Origin of the sequence: Mitsuaria chitosanitabida ATCC BAA-476 = NBRC 102408 (assembly GCF_001598255.1) — a bacterium.
Lineage (GTDB): Bacteria > Pseudomonadota > Gammaproteobacteria > Burkholderiales > Burkholderiaceae_C > Roseateles > Roseateles chitosanitabidus.
In genome coordinates, this window is record NZ_BCYP01000010.1 from 59912 (window position 1) to 83897 (window position 23986).

Below are 23986 nucleotides of genomic sequence, written 5' to 3' on the forward strand. Positions count from 1 at the left end.
CGGAGCGCCCCGGGCGACCGCCCACCCGGGCCCGTCGCCCCGTCCAGGGGACGGCCTCTCCTTGGCGTACAGCCCACGCCCGTGATACACCCTGGGTTCGGAGTCGTGCGTAGTGCGCACGTTTTCAGGGAGGCTCCGTGTCAGACAACCCCGCCGACGACCGGTTCCGGTCGATCGTGGAGGCGATTCCGAGCGCCATCGTGCTGGTGGACCGGGAGCGCCGCATCCGGCTGGTCAACCGCAAGGCCGAGGAGCTCTTCGGCTACGCGCGCGAGGAACTGCTGGGCACCACGGTCGAGACGCTGATCCCCAGCCGCTTCCAGGCCGGTCACCCGCGCCATGTGAGCGACTTCTTCGCGCGGCCGGAGACCCGGGCCATGGGCGCGGGGCGCGACCTCTTCGGGCGCCGCAAGAACGGCGAGGAGGTCCCCATCGAGATCGGCCTGAGCCCCATCGACACCGCCGAGGGCCTGTGCACGCTGGCGTCCATCATCGACATCACCGAGCGCAAGCGGGCCCAGGAGCGTTTCGAGCTGGTGGTCGAGGCCTCGCCCAGCGCGATGATCATGATCGACGCCTCGCGCCGCATCCGGCTGGTCAACCGGCGCGCGGAGGAGATGTTCGGCTACGAGCGGGCCGAGTTCCTGGGGCAGCCCGTCGAGATGCTGGTGCCGGAGCGCTACCGGGCCGGGCATCCGGGCCATGTGGCCTCGTTCTCGGGCCGGCCCGAGGCGCGGCCCATGGGCGCGGGGCGCGAGCTCTTCGGCCTGCGCAAGGACGGCTCGGAGATGCCGGTGGAGATCGGCCTGACCCCGATCGCCGCGCCCGACGGGCATTTCGTGGTCGCCTCCATCATCGACATCACCGAGCGCCGCCGCAGCGAGGACGAGCTGCGGCGCAGCAACGCGGAGCTGGAGCAGTTCGCCTACGTCGCCTCGCACGACCTGCAGGAGCCGCTGCGCATGGTCGCCAACTACACCGAGCTGCTGGCCCAGCGCTACGCCGGCCAGATCGACGAGCGCGCCGACAAGTACATCCGCTACGCCTCCGACGGCGCGCGCCGCATGCAGCGCCTGGTGGCGGATCTGCTGGCCTACTCGCGGGTGGGCTCGCAGGGCAAGCCGCTGGTGCCGGTGGAGGCCGGCCAGGTGCTGGAGGCGGTCACCCATGCGCTGCAGCGGCTGCTGCGCGAGTCGGGCGGCACGGTCGAGGCCGACCCGCTGCCGCGCGTGCAGGCCGACGAGGGCCAGCTGCACCAGCTGCTGCAGAACCTGATCAGCAACGCGATCAAGTTCCGCTCGGAGGCGCCACCGCGGGTCAGGATCTCGGCGCGTCCGCAGGGGCATCGCTGGCTGTTCCAGGTCAGCGACAACGGCATCGGCATCGACATGCAGTACGCGCAGCGCGTCTTCCAGATGTTCCAGCGCCTGCACGAGCTGGGCCGCTACGAGGGCAGCGGCATCGGCCTGGCCATCGCCAAGCGCATCGTCGAGCGCCATGGCGGCGCGATCTGGATCGACTCCGCGCCGGGGCAGGGCAGCACCGTGTCCTTCACCCTGCCGCCGGCCCGCACGGAAGGAGCCTGAGCCCATGAGCCAACCGCTGAACATCCTCCTCATCGAGGACAACCCCGGTGACGCCGACCTGGTGGCGGAGACCCTGGAGCAGAGCCGGCTGCGGCTGGACATCGCCGTGGCGGTCGACGGGGCGCAGGCGCTGTCGCGGCTGCTGCGCGAGCCGCCCTACGAGGACACCGCCCGGCCCGACCTGATCCTGCTCGACCTGAACCTGCCCAAGGTCGGCGGCCGCGAGGTGCTGGCCCGCATCAAGACCGAGCCCGAGCTCAAGGAGATTCCAGTGGTGGTGCTGACCTCCTCGGACGCGGAGCACGACATCGTCAAGAGCTACCAGCTGGGCGCCAACTGCTACGTGACCAAGCCGGTGGGGCTGGTGGCCTTCCAGTCCATCGTGAAGGCGGTGGAGGGCTTCTGGTTCACGGTGGTGAAGCTGCCATGAGCGCGCTGCCCGACGATCTCGCCGTGCCGGCCGCCGCCCGTCGCCCGGTCCTGCCCATCCTGCTGGTCGAGGACAACGACGGCGACGCCGACCTCATCACCGAACTGCTGGCCGAGGCCGCGCCGTCGCCGCCGCGTCCGGTGGTGCGCGCCACCCGGCTGTCCGAGGCCGTGGCCTTGCTGGAGCGCCACCGGGTGGCCGCCGTGCTCCTGGACCTGCACCTGCCCGACGCCGCCGGCATCGAATGCGTCAGCGCCGTGCGGGCCCAGGCGCGGGACACGCCCATCGTGGTGCTCACCGGCATGGAGGACGATGCCCTGGCCTTGTCCTGCATGACCGCCGGCGCCCAGGACTACCTGTCCAAGCAGGATGTGCGGCCGCGCACGCTGGTGCGCGCGATCGACTACGCCGAGGCGCGCACCCGCGAGGCCCGCGTGCGGATGCGGGCCCAGGCCCTGCGCCTGCGCAGCGCCGAGCTCGAGCTGGAGAACAAGCGCATCCTCGAGGTCAGCCGCCACAAGGGCCGTCTGCTGGCCAACATGTCGCACGAGCTGCGCACCCCGTTGAACGCCGTGATCGGGTTCTCGCAGTTGCTGGCCGACGGCGCGGCCGCGTTGCCGCCGGACCGCGTGCGCAACTACGCCGGCCACATCCTCTCGAGCGGGCGGCACCTGCTGGGCCTGATCAACGATGTCCTGGACTTGGCCCGGCTGGAAGCCGGCGGGATGGAGCTGCATCCGGGCGAGACCAATGTCGCCGACGTGGCGAGAGAGGTCCTCGACGTGGTCACCGGCAGCTTCGCCGACAAGCCGCTCGCGGTGGACCTGGAGATCGACGACCACCTGGGACTGGTCTGGACCGATGCGTTGCGTTTGCGCCAGGTGCTCTACAACTACCTCTCGAACGCCTGGAAGTTCACGCCCGAGGGCGGTCACCTGACGGTACGCGCCGGACCCTGTGGCGATCACCGCTTCCGCGTCGAGGTCGAGGACACCGGGCCGGGCATCGCCGAGGAGGACCTGGCGCGGCTGTTTACCGAGTTCACGCAGTTGCCGGGCGCCTCGCGTTCGCCCTATCCCGGGACGGGACTGGGGCTGGCCCTGACCAAGCGCATCGTGGAGGCCCAGGGCGGCCGCGTGGGCGCGCGCAGCGAGCTCGGGCGAGGCTCCACCTTCTTCGCGGAGCTGCCCGATCCCGAGGAGCATGGCCTGGCGGACCCGCCCCGTCCGTCCTGAGCGCGCGTCGGAGAACGCCGCGCCCCCGGCGCCTCAGCGCCCCATGAACGCGTCGGCGCGCAGGGTCACGACCAGCGTGTCGCGGTGACCGGGATGGGTCGGGTCGACGGGCTGGATGGGTGTGGTCTCGTGGATGACGCGCTCGTCGTCGAGCAGCAGCAGCGTCCAGGGCTCCATCATCGTGAAGCGCTGGCCGCGCGGGCCGTCCGCCTCGAAGACGCGGGACTCGCCGCCCTTGATGCCCTGACGGGCCAGCATGAACACCGCCACCAGGTCGACGCCGTCGCGGTGCGCGCCCTCGGGCGTGGGTCGGCCGATGCCGCCGGCCGTGTCGATGCGGAACTGATGCGCCTCGACGAACCAGGGGCGCGCGCCCTTGAGCCGGTCCGCGACCCCGGCCAGGCCCAGCAGCAGACGCGGCCAGATCGGCAGGTCGACAGCGGCCGGCTCCATGGGCTCGAACCAGCGCTCGATGCCGCCGTGCAGGGCGTTGTAGTCCACCGGCTGCCAGTGCGCGCGGTGCGGCGCCAGGCGCACCGCCGGATCGGCCTGCGCGTCGACGACAAAGCTCGCGTGGCGGCGGAAGCGGTAGCGACCGCCGTCGCGCAGGTAGGCGTCGGGCGGCAGGTCGTTCCAGAAGGATTGCAGCGCGCGCAGGTCCGTGGCCTGGCAGTGCAGCCAATGCGTGAGGCTCTCCGGCGCGATGACCGTGTGGCCGAGGTCCTGCAGTTGCTGCTCGAACTGCGCGGCGCTGGAGTAGGGCGGCGGGAAGTGCTTCATGTCCCCAAGTATCGGACGGCCCCGCCTGCCCTGGCACATGTCACGCCCCCGACGCGGGATTCGCGGTGCGGAAGGCGGATGACCGGCATCAACGAAACGTGAAGCCCCGAGCGACCGAGTGGGCCCCCAGCGGGAGGCCCCAGCTCACATCGACCCGACGGTCGACATGAGCCTCGTCGCGGGCACGTCGGCTCAGGCGGCGTGCTTGTCGGCTTCGGAAGTGAACGCGTCCGCGTAGAACTCCTCCACCGGGAGGTGGCATCGCGCGACGAAGTCGCGCTGCGCGGACTCGACCATGATGGGCGCGCCGCAGGCGTAGATCTGGTGGCGCGACAGGTCCGGCAGGTCGGCCATCACGGCCTGGTGGACGAAGCCGGTGCGGCCGGTCCAGGCGTCCTCGGGCTTGGGCTCGGACAGCACCGGGACGTAGGTCAGCGTGGGCATCGCGGCCGCGGCCTGGACGGCCCAGTCGTGCAGGTACAGGTCGGCCTTGCCGCGCGCGCCCCAGTACAGCGTGACCGGGCGGGTGATGCCCTGGTCCTGGATGCGTTCGAGGATGGCCTTGATCGGCGCGAAACCGGTGCCCGAGGCCAGCAGCACGATGGGCTTGTCGCTGTCCTCGCGCAGGAAGAAGCTGCCGAACGGGCCTTCCATGCGCAGGATGTCCTTCTCCTTGAGCGCGCCGAAGACGTGGTCGGTGAACTTGCCGCCGGGCATGTGGCGGATGTGCAGTTCGATCGCGGGCGGCGTGCCCAGGCGGCTGGGCGCGTTGGCCATCGAGTAGCTGCGGCGCGCGCCGTCGCGCAGGATGAACTCGACATACTGGCCGGCGCGGAACTGCAGGTTCTGGTTGGCCGGCAGCTGCAGCTTGACGACCGCGACGTCGGCGGCCGGCTTCTCCAGCGTCAGCACGCGGCTGGGCAGCTTCAGGACGGGGAACTCGCCGGCGCCGGGCACGGTGCGGGCCTCGACGGTGCAGTCGGTCTGCGGGCGGGCGCAGCAGGTGAGCACGAAGCCGGCGGCCTCCTCGTCCGCGGACAGCGCCTTGGGCTGATGCTCGCCATGGATCACCTGGCCTTCGACCAGCTTGCTCTTGCAGGAGCCGCAGGCGCCGTCCTTGCAGCCATACGGGAGGCCGATGCCCTGGCGGATGGCGGCGGCCAGCAGGGTCTCGTCGTCGTCGACGGTGTAGTTGCGGCCGGCGGGCAGGACGGTGACCTGGAAGCTCATGGTGCGGGATAGCGACGTGGAGGAGGGCGCGCGAGCACCCGGAAATGGGGCGAAGCGACACGGCCCGCGCGGTCCGGAAGACCAGGGCGCGAGCCGTACACTGGGCCGCCATTTTGCCTGAGCCCCAATCCCTCGTCCGCCCGCGCGGCCTCTCGCCGCGCATCGACGACTTCTCCCTCGCCCATGACCGGACCGAATCCCGCCCCGCCCCCGCCCGTACCGATGGACACCGCGCGCCGCGCCCGCCGCGAGCGCCTGCTGATCGTCGGCTGCGGCGACGTCGGCCTGCGGGTGCTGCGGCAGTTGGCGGGACGCTGGACGGTCCTCGCGCTGACCAGCAGCGCGGCACGCGTGCCCGCGCTGCGCGCGGCGGGCGCGGTGCCGCTGGTGGGGAGTCTGGACGATCCGGGGACGTTGCGGCGGCTGGCCGGTGTGGCCGACCGGGTGCTGCATCTGGCGCCGCCGGCCGCGCAGGGGCGCGACGATGCCCGCACCCGCCGGCTGCTGCAGGCGCTGTCGCGCGGCGCGGCGCCGCTGCATCTGGTCTACGCGAGCACCAGCGGCGTCTACGGCGACTGCGGTGGCGCGCGCATCGACGAGACGCGTCCGACGAATCCCGCCAACGATCGCGCCTGGCGGCGCGTCGATGCCGAGACGCAACTGCGCCGTTGGGGGCGGGAGACCGGCTGCCCGGTGACGATCCTGCGCGTGCCCGGCATCTACGCCTTCGACCGCGAGGGCGGTCATCCGCGCGAGCGTCTGGCCAAGGGGCTGCCGGTGCTGGCGCGCGCGGACGACGTCTACACGAATCACATCCAGGCCGACGACCTGGCGCGGGCCTGCCGTCTCGCGCTGCTGCGCGGTCCCGCGGGCCGCGTGATCCACGCGAGCGACGACAGCGAGCTGTTGATGGGCGACTACTTCGAGCTGGCCGCGCGGCTGTGCGGCCTGCCGCCGCCGGCGCGCGTGGCGCGGGCGGACGCGGCGACGGTGTTCTCGCCGATGCAGATGAGCTTCATGAATGAATCGCGCCGGATGGACAACGGTCGCCTCAAGCGGGAGCTGCGACAGCGGCTGCGCTATCCGACGCCGGCCGACGGCCTGCTGGCGGTGGAGACCTGACCCCAGTCCCTTGATCGCTGAACGCTGATCGCTGATCGAGGGACGGGTCATGTCGGCGAGGGCGGCGACCGGGCGCCGCCGACTCAGCGCCGTGGGCTGCGCCAGTGGTTGATGATCAGCCAGGCGCCGAGCATGCCGCCCAGGTGGGCGAAGTGGGCGATGCCGCGACCGCCGGTGAAGCCCAGGATCAGTTCCAGTCCGCCGAAGATCGCGACGAAGTACTTCACCTTCATCGGGATGGGCGGGAACAGCGGCATGATCACGCGCTCGCCGAACTGCAGGCCGTAGGCCAGCAGCAGCCCGAACAGCGCGCCGGAGGCGCCCACGGTGGTGGACATCGAGTTGGTGACCAGCGTGAACACCAGCTGCGCCGCGGCGCCCGTGAGCGCGCTGGCCAGCAGCAGCACGCCGTAGCGCGTGCGGCCGAGCACGGTCTCCAGCTCCGCGCCGAACATCCACAGCCCCAGCATGTTGAAGAACAGGTGCAGGAAGTCGCCGTGCAGGAAGGCGTAGGTGATGGGCTGCCAGATCTCGAAACGGCCGCTGTTCAGCGGCCAGAGCCACATCGCGATGAAGAAGGGCTCGCCCGGCATCAGGAAGGTCAGGCAGAACAGGCCCACGCAGAACAGCATCAGGGCCTTGGTCACCGGAGGGATGAAGGGCATGGGGAAGCGTCTTCGAATGGCGCCACCAGGGGCGCGTGGCTGAGGCGGGCGTCCCGTCGTCGGGGCCCGGGCGTTCGGGCGAGTGTATCCAAGCCTGATACAGGCAAGCACTGGCCCCCGATGGTCGCGCCGAGCGTCACCGAAGGAATGTCCGAAAGTGATCGCGGGGGTCGTCAGAGAGGGGGGCGCAGTGAGGCCGCGATCGCCGGAAACGCGGAACGGATCGCGGAACAGATGCGGAACGTGGTGGTGCTGATGACGCGTGCGGGACACCTGCATTCAGAGGTGGTGCCCGGAGTCGGACTCGAACCGACACGCCTTGCGGCGGGGGATTTTGAGTCCCCTGCGTCTACCGATTTCGCCATCCGGGCGTCATCAGCAACGCGGCCCCGGTCGGATGACGCTGGGGCCACTGCGCGGGCCTGCAACTGAAGCTTCGTCGTGGACAGAGCCAGAGGGGCCGCGAAAGAAAAGGCATTATGCCACCACGGCCACACGCCGACTGAGAGAATGCGCGGCTATGAGTGAATCAAGCGCCTTCGATCCCAAGAGCTACCCGACCCTGGAAGACGTGATCGGCAACACGCCGCTGGTGCGACTGCAACGGGTGCTCGGGCCCGAGCTGGCCGCGCGCGGCAATGTGCTGCTGGCCAAGCTGGAGGGCAACAACCCCGCCGGCTCGGTGAAGGACCGTCCCGCCATCAGCATGATCAAGCGTGCCGAGGAGCGCGGCGAGATCAAGCCCGGCGACACGCTGATCGAGGCGACCTCGGGCAACACCGGCATCGCGCTGGCGATGGCCGCGGCGATCCGCGGATACCGCATGGTGCTGATCATGCCGGAGGACCTGTCGATCGAACGCGCCCAGACCATGAAGGCGTTCGGCGCCGAGCTCATCCTGACGCCGCGCTCGGGCGGCATGGAATACGCCCGCGACCTGGCCGAGCAGATGCAGCGCGACGGCAAGGGCCGGGTGCTGGACCAGTTCGCCAACAACGACAACCCGCGCATCCATTACGAGACCACCGGTCCCGAGATCTGGCGCGACACCGGCGGCCGCGTGACCCACTTCGTCAGCGCGATGGGCACGACCGGCACCATCACCGGCGTGTCGCGCTTCCTCAAGGAGAAGAACCCCGAGGTGCGCATCGTCGGCGCGCAGCCGGCCGAAGGCTCGCGCATCCCGGGCATCCGCAAGTGGCCGCAGGCCTATCTGCCGAAGATCTACCGCGCCGAGAACGTCGATGAGCTGGTGCTGGTCGGCCAGTCCGACGCCGAGGACATGGCCCGCCGCCTCGCCCGCGAGGAAGGCCTGTTCGGCGGCATCAGCGCCGCGGGCGCCTGCTGGGTCGCGCTGCAGATCGCGCGCCAGGTCAGCAACGCCACCATCGTCTTCGTCGTCTGCGACCGCGGCGACCGCTACCTGTCGACGGGCGTCTTCCCGGCCTGAGGCCGCGGACCCGCCCACGACGCCAGCGCCCGCCGCCTCGACCGCGCCACGCCCCTCACGGCCGCCCGTCCGGGGCCATCCACCACGAGCCGCCGCCATGACCTTCCGCTTCTGCCCGCAATGCGCCTCGGAGCTTGCCTGGATCGAGCTGCCCGAGGACGGCGGCCCCAAGACCCGGCTGCGCTGCCCGAACTGCGACTTCACGCACTGGAACAACCCGACGCCGGTGCTGGCCGCCATCGTCGAATGCGTGGATCGCGAGGGGCAGGTCTTGCTGGCGCGCAACGCGGCCTGGCCGATGCGCTTCTTCGGGCTGATCACCGGCTTCATGGAGGCGGGCGAGACACCGGAGGAGGGCATCCGGCGGGAGGTGCTGGAGGAGACCTCGCTGGAGGCGCTCGGGGCGACGCTGATCGGCGTCTACGACTTCCAGAAGAAGAACCAGGTCCTGATCGCGTACCACGTGCCGGCGCGCGGCGAGATCGCGCTCTCGCCCGAGCTGATCGAGTACACGCTGACGCCGCCGGAGCAGCTCGAATGCTGGCCCGCGGGCACCGGGCAGGCGTTGGCGCAATGGCTGCGCAACCGCGGCATCGAACCCCAGTGGATGCCGCCGCCGACCTGAGCGGCGGCGCCTCCCGGACCGGGGCTCGCGACCTCTAGAATCCCGACTCACCGCCGCGCGCGGCCGTTCCCGCGAGGGGCTGCCCCGCGGCCAGCAAGGACGCTCTCATGGACATTCACAAGGAACTCGACACCCGCGGCCTGAACTGCCCGCTGCCCATCCTCAAGGCCAAGAAGGCGCTGGCGGAGATGGAGAGCGGCCAGCTGCTGAAGGTGGTCGCCACGGATCCGGGCTCGACGCGCGACTTCCAGGCCTTCGCCCGCCAGACCGGCAACGAGCTGGTCGAGCAGAGCGCCAGCGGTGACGAGTTCATCCACGTGCTCAAGCGCCGCTGAGACCCGGCGGCGGAAGCGCCGCGACGAACGCTTCGACACCGCCCGTGCGGTCCGTTGCAAATGCAGAAGGCCACGCATCGCGTGGCCTTCGTCGTTTCCGCCGCCCGATCGATCGGGCCGGTGGTCCTTGCCGTCAGATCTCCAGCGTCTTCAGGTACTCGCGGAAGCTCGCGCCCAGCTGCGGGTGATCCAGCGCCAGCTCGACGTTGGCCTGCAGGAAGCCTTCCTTGCTGCCGCAGTCGTAGCGCTTGCCTTCATAGCGGAAGGCGAAGACCTTCTCGCGGCGCATCAGCGCGGCGATGCCGTCGGTCAGCTGGATCTCGCCGCCCACGCCGCGGGGCTGGGTGGCGATCTCGCGGAACACGCCCGGGGTCAGGATGTAGCGGCCGGCCACGCCCAGGCGCGACGGGGCGTCCTCGGGATTGGGCTTCTCGACCATGTGGGTCAGGTCCATCAGGCGATCGCTGATGGGCGCGCCGGCGACGATGCCGTAGCGCTTGGTGTGCTCGGCCGGCACTTCCTGGACCGCCAGGATGCTGGCCTGCCACTCGGAGAACTGGTCCACCATCTGCTTGAGCACGGGGGCTTGCCGACCATCAGGTCGTCGGCCAGCAGCACCGCGAAGGGCTCGTTCACGACGACGCACTGCGCGCACAGCACCGCGTGGCCCAGGCCCAGGGCCTTGGGTTGGCGGATGTAGATGCACTCCATGTCGTCGGGCTTGATCGAGTGGACCAGCGCGAGCAGTTCCTTCTTGCCAGCGGCTTCCAGCTCGGTCTCGAGCTCGAAGGCAGTGTCGAAATGGTCAGGGATGGCGCGCTTGTTGCGGCCGTTCACGAAGATCATCTGGCGGATGCCGGCCGCGTAGGCCTCCTCGACCGCGTACTGGATCAAGGGCTTGTCCACCACGGGCAACATCTCCTTGGGCTGAGCCTTGGTGGCGGGCAGAAAGCGCGTTCCCAAGCCTGCGACCGGAAAGATTGCCTTGTTGATAAGGGCCATTTACGTACACTCCCGCGAGTAGTTGCGTTGGGCATTGTTGCATGGCAGCAATGCAAGAAAGTCAAACAATCCTCTCCAAATCCCTCATGTCAGTGCTCGTCCTGGAACCGCTGGAGGCCGACGTCCTGGACTGGCTGGCCGAGCGCCATGCGGTCCAGGCGGTGCCCGAACTCGCGGCGGTTCCCTCGGCCCTGAAGGAACATGTTGCGCAGGCCCAGGCAATTTTCCTGCCCGCCTCGATCGCGCTCGATGGCGAGACGATTCGCCGGGCGCCGCGTCTGCGTGCGGTCGGTCGCATTGGCGCCGGAGCGGAGAACATCGACCTGGACGCCTGCCGCGCCGCCAACATCGAGGTGGTGCGCGCGCCGACGGCCGCGGCCTCGGCCGAGGCGGAGTTCGTCATCGGCGCCTTGCTCGCGCTGCTGCGCCGGGTGCCGGTGCAGTCGGTGGACGGGTCCTGGGTCGGTCGCGAACTGGGCTGCGCCACCGTGGGCCTGGTCGGCCTGACGCCGGCGGCGCGCCAGCTGGCCACGCTGCTGCCGGTCTTCGGCGCGCGGGTCATCGGCTACGACCCCAGCCTGCATCACGCCGATCCGCTCTGGGCCCAGTGGGGCATCGAGCCCTACGGTCTGCGCGAGCTGATGCAGGCGGCCGACGCGGTCAGCGTGCAGCTGGCCTACTTCCCGCGCTATCGCGGTCTGATCGGGGAACGGGTCCTGGGCTTTTGCAAGCCGGCCCAGGTGATGGTGTCGACCTCGCACTCGGCGCTGTTCGACGAGCAGGCCCTGGCCGACGCCTTGCACGCCGGGCGGCTGCTGGCGGTCTGGATGGACCTGATGGAGCCGGGCCTGATGGAAAACGGGCGCCCGCTGCATGGGGCGCCCGGTCTGCAGGTCACGCCGCGGGTGGCGACGACGACGCGCGAGTCACGGATGCGGGCCGCGTGGAGCGTGGCACGCAGGATCTCGGAGGTCCTGTCCGTGCCCGCCGCGCAGCCCGACTTCAGGCCGACGCACCCAGGCGCGCTGCCTGATCTTTTAGCCGAACCAAAGTGGCGCTGAAGTCGGCGATGCGCTGACGCTCCTGCGCCACCACGGCCTCCGGCGCGCGCGCCACGAAGCTCTCGTTGCCCAGCTTGGCCTCGGCCTTGGCGACCTCGCCCTCCAGGCGCGCGATCTCCTTGGCGATGCGGGCCTGCTCGGCGGCCACGTCGATCTCGACCTTCAGCGCCAGGCGCGCGGCGCCGTGCACCAGCACCGGCGACATGGCGCTCTGCGCGTTGAACGCGGCCTCGTCCTCGATCAGCTCCACGCTCTGCAGCTTGGCCAGCACCTTCAGCGCCGGCGCCGCTTCACGCAGGAAGCTCAGATCGCCGCCGGCCAGCAGCGGCACGCGGTCGGACGGGCTCAGGCCCATCTCGCCGCGCAGGCTGCGGCAGGTGCCCACCACCGCCTTGAGCTGCTCCACCCAGGCCACGGCCTGCGGGTCGATGCGCTCGGGTTGGGCGATGGGGTACTGCGCGCTCACCAGATAGTCGGTCGACTTGCGGCCCGCGATGGGCGCCACGGTCTGCCAGAGCTCTTCGGTGATGAAGGGCGCGATCGGGTGCAGCAGACGCAGGATGGTCTCCAGCACGCGGATCAGCGTGCGGCGCGTGGCGCGCTGCGCGGCCTCGTTGCCCTCGGCCTGCGCGGTCTGCAGCTGGACCTTGGCCAGCTCCAGATACCAGTCGCAGTACTCGTCCCACACGAAGGAATAGATCGCGTTGGCGACCTGGTCCAAGCGGTAGTCCGTGAAGCCTTGGGCCACGGCCTGCTCGACCTTCTGCAGCTCGCTGACGATCCAGCGGTCGGCCTGCGAGAACTGCAGGTAGCCGTGGGCCTTGCCGCCGGGCGCGCACTCTTCCTTGCTGTGCTCCATCAGGCCGCAGTCCTGGCCCTCGGTGTTCATCAGCACGAAGCGGGTCGCGTTCCAGAGCTTGTTGCAGAAGTTGCGGTAACCCTCGCAGCGCTTGCTGTCGAAGTTGACGCTGCGGCCCAGGGTCGCCATCGCGGCGAAGGTGAAGCGCAGCGCGTCGGCGCCGTAGCCGGGGATGCCCTCGGGGAATTCCTTCTCCGTGGCCTTGCGCACCTTGGGCGCGGTCTCGGGTTTGCGCAGGCCCTGGGTGCGCTTGTCCAGCAGCGGGGCCAGCTCGATGCCGTCGATCAGGTCGACCGGGTCCAGCACGTTGCCCTCGGACTTGCTCATCTTCTTGCCCTGCGCATCCAGCACCAGGCCGTGGATGTACACATGCTTGAAGGGCACCTTGCCCGTGAAGTGCGTGGTCATCATGATCATCCGGGCGACCCAGAAGAAGATGATGTCGTAGCCCGTCACCAGCACCGAGGACGGGAGGAACAGGTCCTGCTCCAGCGTCTTCTCCGGCCAGCCCAGGGTGGAGAAGGGGACCATCGCCGACGAGTACCAGGTGTCCAGCACGTCCTCGTCGCGGGTCAGCGGGCCGGTGTAACCAGCGGCCGCGGCCTTGGCCTGCGCCTCGGCCTCGTCATGGGCGACGAAGATCTCGCCGGTGCTGGCGTACCAGGCCGGGATCCGGTGGCCCCACCAGAGCTGGCGCGAGATGCACCAGTCCTGGATGTTGTTCATCCACTGGTTGTAGGTGTTGACCCAGTTCTCGGGCACGAACTTGACCTCGCCGCTGGCGACGACGTCGATGGCCTTCTGCGCGATGGACTTGCCGTCGCGGCCCGGCTTGTTCGTGGCGATGAACCACTGGTCGGTCAGCATGGGCTCGATGACCTGGCCGGTGCGGGTGCAGCGCGGCACCATCAGCTTGTGCTTCTTGATCTCGACCAGCAGGCCTTGTTCTTCCAGCGCGGCGACGATGCGCTTGCGCGCGACGAAGCGGTCCAGGCCGCGGTACTCGGCGGGGATCTCGTCCAGCGAGTCCACCACGGTCGCGTCCAGGCTGAAGATCGTGATCATCGGCAGCTGATGGCGCTGACCGACCTGGTAGTCGTTGGTGTCATGCGCCGGCGTGACCTTGACGACGCCGGTGCCGAATTCCTTGTCCACGTACTCGTCGGCGATCACCGGCACCAGACGGCCAGTGATGGGCAGCTTCACCTGCTGGCCGATCAGGTGCTTGTAGCGCTCGTCCTCGGGGTGGACCATCACCGCCGTGTCGCCCAGCATCGTTTCAGGACGCGTGGTGGCGACGACCAGCGACTCGTCGCCCTCGGCCATCGGATAGCGGATGTGCCACAGCGAGCCGTCCTCCTCCTCGCTCTCGACCTCCAGGTCGGAGACGGCGGACTTCAGGATCGGATCCCAGCTCACCAGACGCTTGCCGCGGTAGATCAGGCCTTCCTCGTGCAGCTTGACGAAGGTGTCGGTGACCACCTTGGACAGCTTCTCGTCCATGGTGAAGTACTCGTGGTCCCAGGACACCGAGTCGCCCATGCGGCGCATCTGCTGCGTGATCGTGGAGCCGGACTGCTGCTTCCATTCCCAGACGCGGGCGACGAAATTCTTGCGACCCAGGTCGTGACGGTTCTGGCCCTGGCCCTGCAACTGGCGCTCGACCACGATCTGCGTGGCGATGCCGGCGTGGTCCGTGCCCGGGACCCACAGCGTGTTCTGGCCCAGCATGCGGTGGTAGCGGGTCAACGAGTCCATGATGGTCTGGTTGAACGCATGGCCCATGTGCAGCGTGCCGGTGACGTTCGGAGGGGGCAGCTGGATGCTGAAGGACGGCTTCGCCGGATCGAGCGTCGGCTTGTAGAGGCCCTTGGACTCCCACAGCGGGCCCCAATGGGCTTCCAGAGAAGAGGGTTCGAAGGACTTGGCGAGTTCGGTCATGGAGGAGCTCCGCCTCTCGGCGGTGTCATCTGGGCAAGGGACACAAGGTGAGCCGGCGATTGTAGAGGCGCCCCACCCGGACCCCGCGGGACGCGGCCGGAACATGCAGGGGACACCGGCAGGGGACAAGCAGGGGGAATCGGCGCGGTCCGGCGCCAGGCGCGGCGCGGGCGCACGATCGCGTGACGGCCCCTGTCGAAAGTGGGCCCCCTGACGCGTCGTGTCAGCAGGGACGCCGTTTCCCCCCGAAGAGGCATTCCGTCGGTCGGGGCGGTGGCGATACAAAACGAAAAGCAGCGATACCGCGGTGAGATGCCCCGGCGAGCGGGCATGGGAATCATGGCGACATGGATTCACCGCCCGGACACCCGGGCTTTACCGAGGAACCGCACCATGCATTTGTTTCGACGCTGGAGTCACCCCCATGAACGTCACCACCATCACGTCGGCCACGATGGCCGCTTCGGTCCTTTCGGCCCTGTGTGTGACGCTGGCTTCCACGGCCCGCTGCCCGTCGACGGACCCTGGTTCCGCTTCGGCGGTTTCGGTGGCTTCCCGCATGGCTGGGGAGGCATCGGCGGCTTCGGACATCGCCACGGCCACCACGGTCGCCATGGTCACCACGGTGGTCATGGGCGGTCCGGCTTCCACCGGGGCCTGGGACCCGATGCCCAAGGCCGCCGCGGTGAAAGGCTGCAAGCCCGGGCCAGTGCCCTTCTGGACCTGAGCGAGAGCCAGGAGCTGCGGCTCGAGCACGTGCTCGAGCTGCTGCGCGCCGCGCGGCGCGCGCTGAAGGCGCTGGCGCGCGGCCCCGAGGTGGCCCGTCTGATCGAGACGGACAACTTCCGCCGCGACGAGGCGCAGGAGCTCTTCGACGGCCAGATCGAGGCCTTGCGGGCGACCGGTCCGGCGCTGGTGGCCGCCTTCGGCGACTTCTTCGACGCGCTGGATTTCGACCAGCAGCAGATGCTGCGATTCGCCCTGCGGCGCCTGCGTCGGCGCTCGGGTCGCGAGGATCAGGAGGAGCGCGACACCCGCGGCCCGCGCGGCGGCCGGCATCGGGACGACCGCGACGAGCGCGACGGCGAGGCCTTCTGATGGACGCGCGCGAGTGCCGGCAGCCCCCGGGGCTGCTGCGGCCGGTCATCGACCGCAACCGCTGCGAGGGCAAGGGCGACTGCGTCGCGGTCTGCCCGCACGACGTCTTCCTGGTCGGCACGCTGCCGGCGAATCGCCGCCAGGAGCTGAGCCTCTTCGGCAAGCTGCGCGGCTACGCGCACGGCTGGCAGCAGGCCTTCACCCCCAATGCCGATGCCTGCCGGGCCTGCGGCCATTGCGTGAAGGCCTGCCCCGAGCGCGCGATCACGCTGGTCCGCACCCGCCACAATGGACGGCACGATGCATCGCTTGCTGCTGATTGACGACGACGAGGCGCTGGCCGCGCCGCTGGCGCACTACCTGGCGCGTTTCGACTTCGAGCTGAGCGCGGTGACGCGGCCCAGCGCCGCGTTCGCGCGCCTGGCCGAGGAGCGTTTCGACGCGCTCATCCTGGACGGCATGCTCCCCGAGATGGACGGCTTCGCCTTCTGCAAGCGGGTCCGGGGCGGCACGGACCCGTGGAAGGACATGCCCATCCTGATGCTGACCGCGCGCGGCGACCTGACCGACCGCGTGGTCGGCCTGGAGCTGGGCGCGGACGACTACCTGGCCAAGCCCTTCGAGCCGCGTGAACTCGCGGCCCGGCTGCAGACCATCCTGCGCCGTGCGCGCCTGGCGCCCGCCGCGGCCGCGCCGGCCACGCTGCTGCGCTTCGAGGGCCTGGAGATCGACACCGCGCGCCGCCAGGTGTCCTCGGACGCCGGGGCGATCGAGCTGACCAGCACCGAGTACGAGTTGCTGGTGATGCTGGCCCGGGAGCCGGGTCGGGTCTTCTCGCGCGACGAGATCCTGAACCGGATCCGCGGCCAGGACGCCGAGCTCTTCACCCGCGCCGTGGACATCCTGGTGAGCCGGATGCGCCGCAAGCTCGAGCCGCTGGAGGCGCTGAAGACGCTGCGCAACGCAGGCTACTGCTTCGCGCTGCCGCCGCGCGGGGAGGGCGGGGCATGAGGGGGCCTCGCCATCCGTATGACCATTGGGGGCCCCGAGGTCCTCGCGGGCCGAGAGATCCGCGCGACCCGCGCGGCCCTCACGGGGCGCAGGGGCCGGACCATCCGCCGTCGGACGACGATCCCCGCGGCCGCCGCGAGGCCCGCCATCGCGCCCACTACGAGGAGCAACTGCGCCGCATGGAGGAGCTGGGTCATCTGCACGGGCTGAAGAAGCTCAAGCGGATGCGGCAGTTCCAGCGCTGGATGGCGATGGAGGCGGGCGCGATCCCGTTCCCGCGTCAGCGCGACTGGCGCTGGCACTGGCGCGCGCGGCACCGCTGGCATCAGCGCTGGCATCGCCATCACGCGCAGTTCCAGCATTCGCTGGGCGCGCGGCTGATCGCGATCTTCATCCTGCTGGCCTGCCTGAGCAGCGTGATCCTGTGGGGCGCGATGCAGCTGGACTACGGCCTGGTCTGGGCGGTGCCGCTGCTGCTGCTGGTGACAGGTCTTGCCTACGGCGGGATCCGGCACATGATCCGGCCGCTGCGGGCGCTGGCGGCGGGCGCCGAGGCTTTCGGGCGGGGCGACCTGAGCTATCGGGTGCTGGTCCATCACCGCGACGAGATCGGCGATCTCGCGCACCGCTTCAACCAGATGGCCGAGGACATCCAGGCGATGCTGGACGGCAAGCGGGCGCTGTTGCTGGCCATCAGCCACGAGCTGCGCAGCCCGTTGACCCGGGCGCGGCTGCATGCCGAGCTGGTCGACGAGAGCCCCTCCAAGGCCTCGCTGCTCGACGAGCTGGGGCAGATGCGGGAGCTGATCTCCGCGCTGCTGGAGAGCGAGCGGCTCGGCAGCGGCCACCGTGCGCTGCAGGTGTCGGATTGCGATCTCGGCGCGCTGGCGCGGGAGCAGGACCAACCCGGCGTCGCGCTGCGCATCGACCGCGACCTGCCGGTGCTGAAGCTGGACCGGATGCGCGTGCAGCTGCTGCTGCGCAACCTGGTGCACAACGCGCTGCGGCACAACGACGCGGCCGCGGGACCGGTGCTGGTCGCCGTCGAACGTGATGGCGACGGCGCGCGCGTCACCGTCCGCGACCACGGTCCGGGGGTGCCGTCCGAGTCGCTCGCGCAGTTGGGCCAGCCGTTCTACCGGCCGGACGAGGCCCGCGCCCGCAGCGACGGCGGCGTGGGGCTGGGTCTGTCGCTGTGCCGGCTGGTGGCCGAGGCGCATGGCAGCCAGCTGCGGCTGCGCAACGCGTCCCCGGGGTTCGAGGCGTCGGTGCGTTTCGGCGCAGGGTGACTCCCGGTGGCGCGGCGCGGACATGGCAGGATGCGCCGATGCCCGCCAACTCCCCCGAGACCCTGCTGCGCGACCTGGCCCGGCTGCGCCGTGTCCGTGACCGTATCGATCGCGACTACGCCCAGCCGCTGGATGTCGACGCGCTGGCCGCCGGCATCGGCATGTCGGCCGGCCACCTGAGCCGCCAGTTCCGGCTGGCCTATGGCGAGTCGGTCTATTCGTATCTCATGACCCGCCGCATCGAGCGCGCCATGGCGCTGTTGCGCCGGGGCGACCTCAGCGTGACCGAGGTCTGCTTCGAGGTGGGCTGCTCGTCGCTGGGGACCTTCAGCACGCGGTTCTCCGAGCTGGTGGGCGTGTCGCCCAGCGTCTACCGGCGCGACTCGGCGGGGGAGGCCGAGGGCATCCCGTCCTGCGTCGCCAAGCAGGTGACGCGACCGATCAGGAATCGAGAAGCGCCGTCCGGCGGGGATGCCTAGACTGCCTCCCATGGTTCGGAACCGGCGCGGCGACGGCCGCGCGATCACCCCCGCCAACCTCCATTCATCGGGAGACTGACATGAGCATCACCATCCACTCGACCTTCCTGCCCCACACCGACGCGGAGACCTCGCTGGCCTTCTACCGCGACGTGCTGGACTTCGAGATCCGCAAGGACGTGGCCTTCGGCGGCAACCGCTGGATCACCATCGGACCGAAGGGCAAGCCCGACACCTCCATCGTGCTGTTCCCGCCGAACGCGACGCCCGGCGTCACCGACGACGAGAAGCGCACCATCGCCGAGATGATGGCCAAGGGCACCTACGCGATGCTGCTGCTGGGCTCGCAGGACCTGGACGCCACCTTCCAGCGCCTGCAGGCCGGCGACGCCGAGATCGTCCAGGAACCCACCGACCAGCCCTATGGCGTGCGCGACATGGGCGTGCGGGATCCGGCGGGGAACATGATCCGGATCCAGCAGCTGAAGTGACCGGGAGCTCGGCCAGGGCCGCGCGGCGGCCACCATGGCCGGGCGCTTGAACCGCGGCGAGGGCATCGCTCCGGTAAGACGGCGGTAAGTCGAGCGACTCGACCATCCGCCCGTCTTCACTTGGAGTCGCCTCGATGGCCGCCTTTCTGTCCTCCGCCTCCCCGGCGTCGTCTCTCCCTTCGTCAGCGTCCTCGCCCGCGCCCGCGTCCGCGCCCCGATACGAGCCCTCCTTGCGCGCTCCGCGCTGGATTCCCAGCCTGCCAGGGGCCGCCGCGACCTTGCGCGTCGGCGCGCTGCTGGCGCTGACGGCGACGCTTGCCGTGCTCGCCCCCGGCGCCCACGCGCAGGTCTTCGGCGATCGCGACCCCGCCGCCGCCTCGTCGACGACGCTCGGCCTGGGCGTCGCCGGCGCCTTCCGCCAACGGCCATACGCGGGCGCCGACCGCAAGAACGACGTCGTGCCCGTGCTCTTCGTCGAGAGCCCCTGGTTCCGCCTCTCCGGTGGCGCCGCCGATCTCAAGCTGTGGCGTCACCAGTTCGCGCCTGGCAACAGCCTGGAGGCCAGCGCCCGCCTGAAGTACGAGCCCGAGGGCTACAAGGCGGGCGACTCGCCGGCACTGGCCGGCATGGACAAGCGCAAGGACGCGTTCCTGGGCGGCGGCGCGCTGGCTTGGCGCACGCCCTGGGTCGATGTCGGCGCCGAGTGGGTGGCCGACCTCGCCGGCGACAGCAAGGGCCAGAAGCTGAGCCTGCAGGTCGAGCACCGCTTCACGCTGGGCCCGTTGGGCGTCACGCCGCGCGCCAAGGCCCAGTGGCTGGACAGGAAGTACGTCGACTACTACTTCGGGGTCCGCGCGGCCGAGGTGCTGCCGGGGCGCGCGCTCTATCTCGGCGAGGCCGCCACCACCGCGGAAGCGGGCGTGCGCGTCGACTACGCGATCGGGCGCCGGCACTCGGTGTTCATCGATGCTAGCGTCACGCGTCTGCCGGACGAGATCCGGCAGAGCCCCATCGTCTCGCGCAAGGACAGCTCGCGCCTGGCGGTCGGCTACCTGTACCGCTTCTGACGCCGGGGCCTCTCGCGCTTCCGGCTTCCCGTTCCCCATCCCCTGTTCCCCGAGTCCCGTCGCCGTCCCCATGAATCGAATCGCCCTGGTCGAGGACCATCTCCGGCTCGCCGAGCTGATCCGGCAGGCGCTGCAGACCGCCGGCATTCCCACGGACGTCTTCCACGCGATGGAGGCGGCCTGGGTCGCGCATCGCGAGCTCGGCTACGCGGCGCTCGTCATCGACCGGGGCTTGCCGGATGGCGACGGGCTGGCCCTGGTCAAGCGCTTGCGCGGCGCGGGGCAGGGGACGCCCTGCCTGATGCTCACCGCGCGCGACGCGCTGCATGACCGCGTCGAGGGGTTGGAGTCGGGCGCGGACGACTACCTCGTCAAGCCCTTCCCGATGGAGGAACTGGTGGCCCGCGTGCGCGCGCTGATGCGCCGCCCGGCGGCGGTGCGGTCCGAGCGCGCTGTCTTCGGCGACCTCGAGGTGGTGGCGGAGGAAGGGCTGCTTCGCTGCGGGGCGCAGTCCACCGCGCTCGCGCCGGCCGAGCTGCAGATCGCCGTCGCGCTGGTGCGACTGCAGGGGCGCATGGCCCGCCGCGGCGCGCTGGAGGCGGCTGCCTGGGGGCTGTCCGACGCCGTCACGCCGAACGCGCTGGACGTGGCGCTGCATCGGCTGCGCAAGAAGCTGGCCTCGGTGGGCTCGCGGCTGCGCATCGTCAATCACAGGAGTCTGGGCTATGGCCTACAAGATCCGCTGGCCGAATAGCCTGCGCAACCGCGTGCTGGCGGTGCTCGCGGTCAGCATGGCGCTGAGCGCGCTGCTGGTGGGCGCGGCCGCGAGCCTGCTGTGGGATCCGTTCTCCCGCTGGGTGCTGCGCACGCAGATCGAGGACAACGGCGTCGCGCTGGTCGGGCTGCTGCGCTTCGACGCGCAAGGGCGTCCCACCGGCTTCGACGCCCGCAAGATCGAACCGTGGGTGTTCGACAGCTTCCGGTCCGAGGTGATGCTGCGGGTCTCGGACGCGCAAGGGCAGGTCATCTTCTCGACCGATGGCCAGACGGGCCTGCTGACCCGCGACGGGGCGCGCTTCGAGCCCCGCCGGCAGGCCTTCAGCTTCGTGCGCGACGGCGTGGCGATGCATGGCACGACCATCCCCTTCCAGCGCGACGGTCGTCAGCTGTATGGGCAGTTCGCCGTCACCGACCGGGTGGTGCTGCTGATGCGCACCTCGATCGGATTCGATGTGCTGCGGCAGGGGACGCTGGCGCTGGGCGGAACCTTCGTGCTGGTCTTCCTGGTGATCCTGCACCATGCGCTGTGGCGGGCGCTGAAGCCGGTGCGCCAGGCCTCCAGCGCGGCCCGGCGGATCGCGCCGCGCACGCTCGGCGAGCGCCTGTCCGTCGCCGACCAGCCGCGCGAGCTGCGCCCGCTGGTCGAGGCCTTCAACGCCGCGCTGGACCGCCTGCAGCGGGGCTTCCAGACGCAGCAGGACTTTCTCTCGAACGCCGCGCACGAGCTCAAGACGCCGCTGGCGCTGATCCGCGCGCAGGTCGAGCTGACCGAGCCGGGCATCTGGCGCGAGCAGGTGCTGGAGGACGTCGACCGCGTGGCTCGGCAGGTGCAGCAGCTCCTGCTGCTGGCCGAGGCCAGCGAGCCGCAGAACTACCGCATCGAGGCCATCGACCCCGGTCCCGCGGTGCGCGAGGTCTTCGACTTCATGGAGCGCGTGGCGACGCGGCGCGGCGTCACCTTGGGCTTGCGGCTGGACCCGGCGCTGTGCCTGTGGCGGGCCGACCGCGGCGCGCTGTTCACGCTGCTGAAGAACCTGGTCGAGAACGCGATCCAGCACAGCCCGCCGGGAGGCGTCGTCACGCTCGCGGCCGGGCCGGCGGGGTTCTCGGTGTCGGATCAGGGGCGGGGCGTGGACCCGCGGGACCTGCCGCGCATCTTCGAGCGCTTCTGGCGCGGCGCCGACCGGCGCGAGCAGGGCGCCGGGCTGGGGCTGGCGATCTGCACGGAGATCGCCGCGGCGCATGGCTGGCGCTTGAGCGCGCAGGGGCGGTCGCCGGGATTGGCGGTGAGATGCGGCATGACGGCCGAGGCCGAGGCGCCGGACGATCGCGACGACGAGGACAAGGACGAGGCCGGTGGCCCGCCGCCGTCACCGCGCGCGCCGATGCCGATGACCGAGCCCCCGTTCCTGTCGCGGCGCTCGAACCCGGCGGCCTACTCGCGCGCGATGCTGCGGGCGCTGTTCTGATCGTCGATCCCGCGCATCGGGAGACGCCCGGCGTCCGATGCCGAGGGCTGGGCGGCGATCGCCGCCTGGGCGCGGGCCAGGGCGCGCTGGCGCTCGAGGTCCTTGAGCTCCGGCGGGACCGTCAGCGTGGCCCCCCGCGGCGACGCGTAGAGGATCAGCGGATTCTCGCGAGCCGGGTCCGAGACCTCGGCGACGCGTTGGCGGAGCCGTTCGCGCTCGGTGACCAGGGCCTGATATCGGCGGTAGGCCTCGGCACGGTCCTCGGCGGACACGTGGGGCGCGGTCAGGCGCTCATTCAGCCGCTGGACCTCGGCGTCGATCTCGACGATGCGCTCGCGCAGCGGCTGCACGGCGACGATCGCCGGCTGGAAGGCCGAGACCGTGCCCACCCCGAGCAACAGCATCAGCGGCAGCGCGAGGGCGGTGGCGTGGCGAGACAGGCGTCGGGTCATGTCGAGGACGTCGAGTGCGGATCGGCGCATCTTACGGGGCTCGCGGACTCGGAGAGGACTCGGAGCGGGCCCGGTGCGAGCTCGGCGCGAGCTCAGTGAGCACTCGGTGAGCGTCCCGGCGCGGGGTCAGGCCTTGACGGCCTTGGTCTTCTTCGGCGGATTGAGCGCGGCGGCGGCCCTGAAGAGCGCCTTCAGCGCCTGCTCGTTGATGGCCTCGCCTTCGCGGATGTCGATCGCGCGGCGCGCGTTGCCTTCCAGGCTGGCGTTGAACAGCCCGGCCGGATCCTCGACCTTCGCGCCCTTGGGGAAGGTCAGCTTCACGGCCTGCTTGTAGACCTCGCCGGTGCAGAGATGGCCGTTGTGAGCCCACACGGGCACGGCCCACTTCCATTCCTCGACGACGTCGGGGAGGGCCTCGTGCATCAGCGCGCGGACCTTGGCCAGCACCTTCCCGCGCCAGTCGCCCAGTTCCTCGATGCGGGCATCGATCAGCGAGGACGCGGCATCGCCGGTCGGCGCCGGCGCGGCCTTGGCCGACGGTCGCGGTGTCGCCTTGGCCGCGGGCTTCGCGGGCGCCTTGGCCAGCGCTGTCGCGGCGGGCTTCGCGGTGGACGTCGTCGCTGTCTTGGCCGCTGTCTTGGTCACGGTCTTGGCGGCGCGCGGCGCGGGGGACTTGGCTGCTGGCATCGGCATCGGATCGCGAAGTGGGCGAGCGCCGCATGTTGCCAGCACCGCCCTCGGTGAGCCAGTCCGGCTTTCCCCGAGCGGTCGGGGAAAGCCGGCGCGTCATCAGCCCTGCTGGCTCGCGAAGGTCGCCTTGTACGGCGCCTGCGCGTCCTCGCGGGTGTTGACTTCCAGCATCACGTCGCCGGGCAGCCAGCAGAAGAAGCGCGAGCCGCGCACGTGCTCGATCAGCGGGGTCTGCATCGGCACCTGGTCCGCGACCATGGCCGCGTACAGCTGCTCGAGCTCGGCCCGCGTGGCCAGCTCGACGCCGATGTGGAAGTTGCCGGGCCAGGCGACGTCACGGTCGCGCGCGTCCTCGATGACGATGTCCCAGCCGTCCTTCTTCACCACGCAGCTGGTGCCGAAGGGCAGGGTCTTCGCGTCGAGGTAGTGCTCGAAGAAGGCGACGGTGCCCGGCACGTCGTGCGTGGGCAGACTCATGTGGTTGAGCGTGGTGCGGGGGAAGCCGGAGGACGTGGTCGCGGACGCGCGGGCCAGGTCGGTGGACGGGATCGCTTGAGCAGAGGGGTTCGTGGTCATGGTGAAGGTCGATGTCGGTCGCCGCGCGGCCTCGTGGGCCATCGCGCGGACGTGAGGGGATGAACCCCGACGCGACGGACGCGCGCGGACAGGCGGGCGCGATCCGGGTCGTCGGAGCGGGAATGCGAGGAAGTGGGGAGTCGTCGTCCCGGACGGGCGGGGCCCGTGGGGAGCCCGGCGTTCGCAGCCGGTTCGGGCGGGGTGCCCGGTGGGGGATCAGCATCGTCGAACCTCGCGCGCGAGCCGGCTGGCACGCACGAGGG

General features: G+C 70.6%; 25 protein-coding genes, 1 tRNA gene and 1 pseudogene. 18 read left to right on the top strand and 9 right to left on the bottom strand.

The genetic code is table 11. The annotated features are described in order from the left end of the window. Nucleotides 1–137 precede the first annotated feature (137 nt). Genes MCHT01_RS06290 through MCHT01_RS06300 form a run of 3 tightly spaced genes read left to right on the top strand, consistent with a single transcriptional unit; the run spans nucleotide 138 to nucleotide 3251 of the window. On the top strand, nucleotides 138–1586 hold the full coding sequence (locus MCHT01_RS06290; RefSeq protein WP_067063814.1) for a sensor histidine kinase: 1449 nt from the start codon (nucleotides 138–140) through the stop codon (nucleotides 1584–1586). A 4-nt stretch (nucleotides 1587–1590) separates the two neighbouring features. Further along, nucleotides 1591–2016, top strand: a complete 426-nt coding sequence (locus tag MCHT01_RS06295) for a response regulator (RefSeq protein ID WP_067063817.1) — start codon at nucleotides 1591–1593, stop codon at nucleotides 2014–2016. Beyond that, nucleotides 2013–3251 (top strand): hybrid sensor histidine kinase/response regulator, encoded by a 1239-nt coding sequence (locus tag MCHT01_RS06300; protein WP_067063818.1) that lies wholly within the window; start codon nucleotides 2013–2015, stop codon nucleotides 3249–3251. The genes MCHT01_RS06295 and MCHT01_RS06300 overlap by 4 nt, the downstream gene beginning before the upstream one ends. A 33-nt stretch (nucleotides 3252–3284) precedes the next feature. On the opposite strand, the gene MCHT01_RS06305 is transcribed toward MCHT01_RS06300, so the two are convergent. Together MCHT01_RS06305 and MCHT01_RS06310 are read right to left on the bottom strand one after the other, a co-directional pair. After that, nucleotides 3285–4031, bottom strand: coding sequence for a 2OG-Fe dioxygenase family protein (locus MCHT01_RS06305; protein WP_067063821.1), 747 nt, complete (start codon nucleotides 4029–4031; stop codon nucleotides 3285–3287). Nucleotides 4032–4223: 192 nt separating this feature from the next. Beyond that, entirely contained in the window at nucleotides 4224–5261 is a 1038-nt protein-coding gene (locus MCHT01_RS06310) for a CDP-6-deoxy-delta-3,4-glucoseen reductase (RefSeq protein WP_067063823.1), read from the bottom strand. 222 nt (nucleotides 5262–5483) lie between these two features. On the opposite strand from MCHT01_RS06310, the gene MCHT01_RS06315 reads away from it, so the two are divergent. Further along, on the top strand, nucleotides 5484–6383 hold the full coding sequence (locus tag MCHT01_RS06315; protein WP_067063825.1) for an SDR family oxidoreductase: 900 nt from the start codon (nucleotides 5484–5486) through the stop codon (nucleotides 6381–6383). Between the two features lie 83 nt (nucleotides 6384–6466). On the opposite strand, the gene MCHT01_RS06320 is transcribed toward MCHT01_RS06315, so the two are convergent. After that, complete coding sequence (locus MCHT01_RS06320) at nucleotides 6467–7048, bottom strand: rhomboid family intramembrane serine protease (protein ID WP_067063828.1); 582 nt, start codon at nucleotides 7046–7048, stop codon at nucleotides 6467–6469. Nucleotides 7049–7334: 286 nt separating this feature from the next. Continuing rightward, a tRNA-Leu gene (locus MCHT01_RS06325) sits at nucleotides 7335–7419 on the bottom strand. 149 nt (nucleotides 7420–7568) lie between these two features. On the opposite strand from MCHT01_RS06325, the gene cysM reads away from it, so the two are divergent. The 3 genes from cysM (at nucleotide 7569) to MCHT01_RS06340 (ending at nucleotide 9458) form a co-directional block, all read left to right on the top strand. Further along, nucleotides 7569–8498, top strand: a complete 930-nt coding sequence (gene cysM / locus MCHT01_RS06330; protein WP_067063830.1) for a cysteine synthase CysM — start codon at nucleotides 7569–7571, stop codon at nucleotides 8496–8498. A 97-nt stretch (nucleotides 8499–8595) separates the two neighbouring features. Further along, entirely contained in the window at nucleotides 8596–9123 is a 528-nt protein-coding gene (locus MCHT01_RS06335) for an NUDIX hydrolase (RefSeq protein WP_067063832.1), read from the top strand. 107 nt (nucleotides 9124–9230) lie between these two features. After that, a complete protein-coding gene (locus tag MCHT01_RS06340; protein ID WP_067063834.1) occupies nucleotides 9231–9458 on the top strand; it encodes a sulfurtransferase TusA family protein in 228 nt (75 codons plus the stop codon). 133 nt (nucleotides 9459–9591) lie between these two features. On the opposite strand, the pseudogene galU reads toward MCHT01_RS06340, so the two are convergent. After that, nucleotides 9592–10460, bottom strand: a pseudogene (galU, locus tag MCHT01_RS06345) (UTP--glucose-1-phosphate uridylyltransferase GalU). Nucleotides 10461–10546: 86 nt separating this feature from the next. On the opposite strand from galU, the gene MCHT01_RS06350 reads away from it, so the two are divergent. Next, nucleotides 10547–11521, top strand: coding sequence for an NAD(P)-dependent oxidoreductase (locus MCHT01_RS06350; RefSeq protein WP_067063836.1), 975 nt, complete (start codon nucleotides 10547–10549; stop codon nucleotides 11519–11521). Here MCHT01_RS06350 and MCHT01_RS06355 read toward each other — a convergent pair. Next, complete coding sequence (locus tag MCHT01_RS06355) at nucleotides 11463–14321, bottom strand: valine--tRNA ligase (RefSeq protein WP_067063838.1); 2859 nt, start codon at nucleotides 14319–14321, stop codon at nucleotides 11463–11465. The genes MCHT01_RS06350 and MCHT01_RS06355 overlap by 59 nt on opposite strands. Nucleotides 14322–14745: 424 nt before the next feature. On the opposite strand from MCHT01_RS06355, the gene MCHT01_RS26055 reads away from it, so the two are divergent. From MCHT01_RS26055 to MCHT01_RS06400, 10 genes are all read left to right on the top strand, one after another. After that, entirely contained in the window at nucleotides 14746–15048 is a 303-nt protein-coding gene (locus MCHT01_RS26055) for a hypothetical protein (protein WP_148661420.1), read from the top strand. 29 nt (nucleotides 15049–15077) lie between these two features. Next, entirely contained in the window at nucleotides 15078–15419 is a 342-nt protein-coding gene (locus MCHT01_RS06365; RefSeq protein WP_067063843.1) for a hypothetical protein, read from the top strand. Next, complete coding sequence (locus MCHT01_RS25510) at nucleotides 15419–15742, top strand: 4Fe-4S dicluster domain-containing protein (protein ID WP_084452072.1); 324 nt, start codon at nucleotides 15419–15421, stop codon at nucleotides 15740–15742. The genes MCHT01_RS06365 and MCHT01_RS25510 overlap by 1 nt, the downstream gene beginning before the upstream one ends. Next, the gene (locus tag MCHT01_RS06370) at nucleotides 15720–16430 is read left to right on the top strand and encodes a response regulator transcription factor (RefSeq protein WP_067064043.1); all 711 of its coding nucleotides are present in this window, start codon (nucleotides 15720–15722) and stop codon (nucleotides 16428–16430) included. The genes MCHT01_RS25510 and MCHT01_RS06370 overlap by 23 nt, the downstream gene beginning before the upstream one ends. Nucleotides 16431–16609: 179 nt before the next feature. Next, nucleotides 16610–17719, top strand: coding sequence for a HAMP domain-containing sensor histidine kinase (locus tag MCHT01_RS06375; RefSeq protein ID WP_067063846.1), 1110 nt, complete (start codon nucleotides 16610–16612; stop codon nucleotides 17717–17719). Nucleotides 17720–17757: 38 nt separating this feature from the next. After that, entirely contained in the window at nucleotides 17758–18198 is a 441-nt protein-coding gene (locus MCHT01_RS06380; protein WP_067063848.1) for a helix-turn-helix transcriptional regulator, read from the top strand. Between the two features lie 80 nt (nucleotides 18199–18278). Beyond that, on the top strand, nucleotides 18279–18689 hold the full coding sequence (locus MCHT01_RS06385; RefSeq protein WP_067063850.1) for a VOC family protein: 411 nt from the start codon (nucleotides 18279–18281) through the stop codon (nucleotides 18687–18689). Between the two features lie 230 nt (nucleotides 18690–18919). Further along, the gene (locus MCHT01_RS06390; protein ID WP_169806101.1) at nucleotides 18920–19756 is read left to right on the top strand and encodes a MipA/OmpV family protein; all 837 of its coding nucleotides are present in this window, start codon (nucleotides 18920–18922) and stop codon (nucleotides 19754–19756) included. A 70-nt stretch (nucleotides 19757–19826) separates the two neighbouring features. Continuing rightward, a complete protein-coding gene (locus MCHT01_RS06395; protein WP_067063856.1) occupies nucleotides 19827–20510 on the top strand; it encodes a response regulator transcription factor in 684 nt (227 codons plus the stop codon). Then, complete coding sequence (locus MCHT01_RS06400) at nucleotides 20482–22005, top strand: sensor histidine kinase (protein ID WP_067063858.1); 1524 nt, start codon at nucleotides 20482–20484, stop codon at nucleotides 22003–22005. The genes MCHT01_RS06395 and MCHT01_RS06400 overlap by 29 nt, the downstream gene beginning before the upstream one ends. Here MCHT01_RS06400 and MCHT01_RS06405 read toward each other — a convergent pair. The 3 genes from MCHT01_RS06405 to MCHT01_RS06415 all read right to left on the bottom strand — a co-directional run bounded on the left by MCHT01_RS06405 (nucleotide 21972) and on the right by MCHT01_RS06415 (nucleotide 23723). Next, nucleotides 21972–22457: a hypothetical protein gene (locus tag MCHT01_RS06405; protein ID WP_148661421.1), complete on the bottom strand. Its 486-nt coding sequence runs from the start codon at nucleotides 22455–22457 to the stop codon at nucleotides 21972–21974. The two genes, MCHT01_RS06400 and MCHT01_RS06405, sit on opposite strands and share 34 nt — an antisense overlap. A 126-nt stretch (nucleotides 22458–22583) precedes the next feature. Next, complete coding sequence (locus MCHT01_RS06410) at nucleotides 22584–22949, bottom strand: DUF1801 domain-containing protein (RefSeq protein ID WP_245643183.1); 366 nt, start codon at nucleotides 22947–22949, stop codon at nucleotides 22584–22586. Between the two features lie 297 nt (nucleotides 22950–23246). Continuing rightward, on the bottom strand, nucleotides 23247–23723 hold the full coding sequence (locus MCHT01_RS06415; RefSeq protein WP_245643180.1) for a VOC family protein: 477 nt from the start codon (nucleotides 23721–23723) through the stop codon (nucleotides 23247–23249). Nucleotides 23724–23986 lie beyond the last annotated feature (263 nt).

Coding starts and splice junctions, on each gene's coding strand:
- MCHT01_RS06295 (WP_067063817.1), top strand. CDS start 1,591: ATGAGCCAACCGCTGAACATCCTCCTCATCGAGGACAACCCCGGTGAC.
- MCHT01_RS06300 (WP_067063818.1), top strand. CDS start 2,013: ATGAGCGCGCTGCCCGACGATCTCGCCGTGCCGGCCGCCGCCCGTCGC.
- MCHT01_RS06305 (WP_067063821.1), bottom strand. CDS start 4,031: ATGAAGCACTTCCCGCCGCCCTACTCCAGCGCCGCGCAGTTCGAGCAG.
- MCHT01_RS06310 (WP_067063823.1), bottom strand. CDS start 5,261: ATGAGCTTCCAGGTCACCGTCCTGCCCGCCGGCCGCAACTACACCGTC.
- MCHT01_RS06315 (WP_067063825.1), top strand. CDS start 5,484: ATGGACACCGCGCGCCGCGCCCGCCGCGAGCGCCTGCTGATCGTCGGC.
- MCHT01_RS06320 (WP_067063828.1), bottom strand. CDS start 7,048: ATGCCCTTCATCCCTCCGGTGACCAAGGCCCTGATGCTGTTCTGCGTG.
- cysM (WP_067063830.1), top strand. CDS start 7,569: ATGAGTGAATCAAGCGCCTTCGATCCCAAGAGCTACCCGACCCTGGAA.
- MCHT01_RS06335 (WP_067063832.1), top strand. CDS start 8,596: ATGACCTTCCGCTTCTGCCCGCAATGCGCCTCGGAGCTTGCCTGGATC.
- MCHT01_RS06340 (WP_067063834.1), top strand. CDS start 9,231: ATGGACATTCACAAGGAACTCGACACCCGCGGCCTGAACTGCCCGCTG.
- MCHT01_RS06350 (WP_067063836.1), top strand. CDS start 10,547: ATGTCAGTGCTCGTCCTGGAACCGCTGGAGGCCGACGTCCTGGACTGG.
- MCHT01_RS06355 (WP_067063838.1), bottom strand. CDS start 14,321: ATGACCGAACTCGCCAAGTCCTTCGAACCCTCTTCTCTGGAAGCCCAT.
- MCHT01_RS26055 (WP_148661420.1), top strand. CDS start 14,746: ATGAACGTCACCACCATCACGTCGGCCACGATGGCCGCTTCGGTCCTT.
- MCHT01_RS25510 (WP_084452072.1), top strand. CDS start 15,419: ATGGACGCGCGCGAGTGCCGGCAGCCCCCGGGGCTGCTGCGGCCGGTC.
- MCHT01_RS06370 (WP_067064043.1), top strand. CDS start 15,720: ATGCATCGCTTGCTGCTGATTGACGACGACGAGGCGCTGGCCGCGCCG.
- MCHT01_RS06375 (WP_067063846.1), top strand. CDS start 16,610: ATGGAGGAGCTGGGTCATCTGCACGGGCTGAAGAAGCTCAAGCGGATG.
- MCHT01_RS06380 (WP_067063848.1), top strand. CDS start 17,758: ATGCCCGCCAACTCCCCCGAGACCCTGCTGCGCGACCTGGCCCGGCTG.
- MCHT01_RS06385 (WP_067063850.1), top strand. CDS start 18,279: ATGAGCATCACCATCCACTCGACCTTCCTGCCCCACACCGACGCGGAG.
- MCHT01_RS06395 (WP_067063856.1), top strand. CDS start 19,827: ATGAATCGAATCGCCCTGGTCGAGGACCATCTCCGGCTCGCCGAGCTG.
- MCHT01_RS06400 (WP_067063858.1), top strand. CDS start 20,482: ATGGCCTACAAGATCCGCTGGCCGAATAGCCTGCGCAACCGCGTGCTG.
- MCHT01_RS06405 (WP_148661421.1), bottom strand. CDS start 22,457: ATGACCCGACGCCTGTCTCGCCACGCCACCGCCCTCGCGCTGCCGCTG.
- MCHT01_RS06415 (WP_245643180.1), bottom strand. CDS start 23,723: ATGACCACGAACCCCTCTGCTCAAGCGATCCCGTCCACCGACCTGGCC.